The sequence below is a fragment of the Hominimerdicola intestinalis genome (assembly GCF_054655215.1).
This window is the reverse complement of sequence record NZ_BAAHNZ010000027.1, coordinates 1-1,217: the sequence shown is the minus strand read 5'-3', so window position 1 is coordinate 1,217 and position 1,217 is coordinate 1. Positions and strand designations below refer to the sequence as shown.

Annotated in this window: 1 protein-coding gene; it reads left to right on the top strand. The window is 35.2% G+C overall.

What is annotated here, in order from left to right; translation table 11 throughout:
- Window positions 1-277: 277 nt before the first annotated feature.
- A partial coding sequence (locus ACYQ0H_RS12340) for a tyrosine-type recombinase/integrase (protein ID WP_459813178.1) occupies window positions 278-1,217 on the top strand: 940 nt, incomplete at its 3' end.

Sequence of the window (1,217 nt, the reverse complement as noted above, 5' to 3'; positions counted from 1 at the left end):
TGATATATAATTAAAATACAGTTAAAAATAAGGCAATAAAAAAGCGAGTATCCGAAAAGATACCCGTCGAAAGATGTCGTAAAATAAATCGTTTTATGGTTTTTATTGATTTTAATTAACTGCTTATAGTATAACATATTAATTTAAAATTGTAAACTGTTAATATACCAAAATTAGACAAGTTATAACTGTGCAATTTGCACAAATTTACTGTCGATTTTTGTAATAGGTGTAAAAACCTATAAATCGACAAAGGGGAAAAAGGAGAATAAAAACTATGTTTGGGCTTATAGGAAAGAAAAACATGACAATAAAGTACCTTGGCGAGCAATGGCTGGCAGATAAAAGAATGACCGTTAAACCGTCTACATATAATAACTATAAAAGGCTGCTTATCGACCACATTTTTGCTGATATTGGGGACAAAAAATATACTGCTCTTGATAAGCAGTATATAAATGATTATATTTTATCCTTAATGGATAGCGGCAGAAAGGACGGAAAAGGCGGTCTGTCGGTAAGTATGACAAGAGATATTATCAAGGCTCTGCGAGCAATCGCAAAGTTTGCTCAGCTTGAATATGGACTCAAAAATATCTGCGACGGTATAACTATGCCAAGAATAAAAAAGCCCGAAGCAAAAACGCTTTCGGACGGGGAAAGAAGAAAACTTGAAAAGTACCTTTTAAGCAATCAAAATCTGACTAATATCTGCATAATGCTTTGCCTTTACACAGGTTTAAGAATCGGCGAATTATGCGGTCTGCAATGGAAAGACATTGATTTTAGACGGGGTTGTCTTACAGTCTGCAAAACCGTTCAGAGAATATCGCTTGGTAACGGTAAGACCGTTATTTCCATAGATACGCCAAAGACGGACAGCTCTGTTAGGGTGGTTTATATACCGTTATTTATCATTGAAATGCTGAAAAAGTTCAGACAGAAGCCGGACATTTTTGTATTGTCAAACAGAATAAAACCTACCGAGCCAAGAACGTTACAGCATAAGTTTAAAAGAATACTTAATAACTGCAAGATCGGCGATATATCTTTTCATGCGCTCAGGCACACTTACGCCACAATGTGTGTAGAAAAGCAGTTTGATATTAAAACTCTGAGCGAACTTTTAGGACATTCAGATGTAAAAATCACACTCAATACTTATGTGCATTCGAGTGAAAAATTAAAGCGCAAATACGTCAAACGATTGGCGTGTT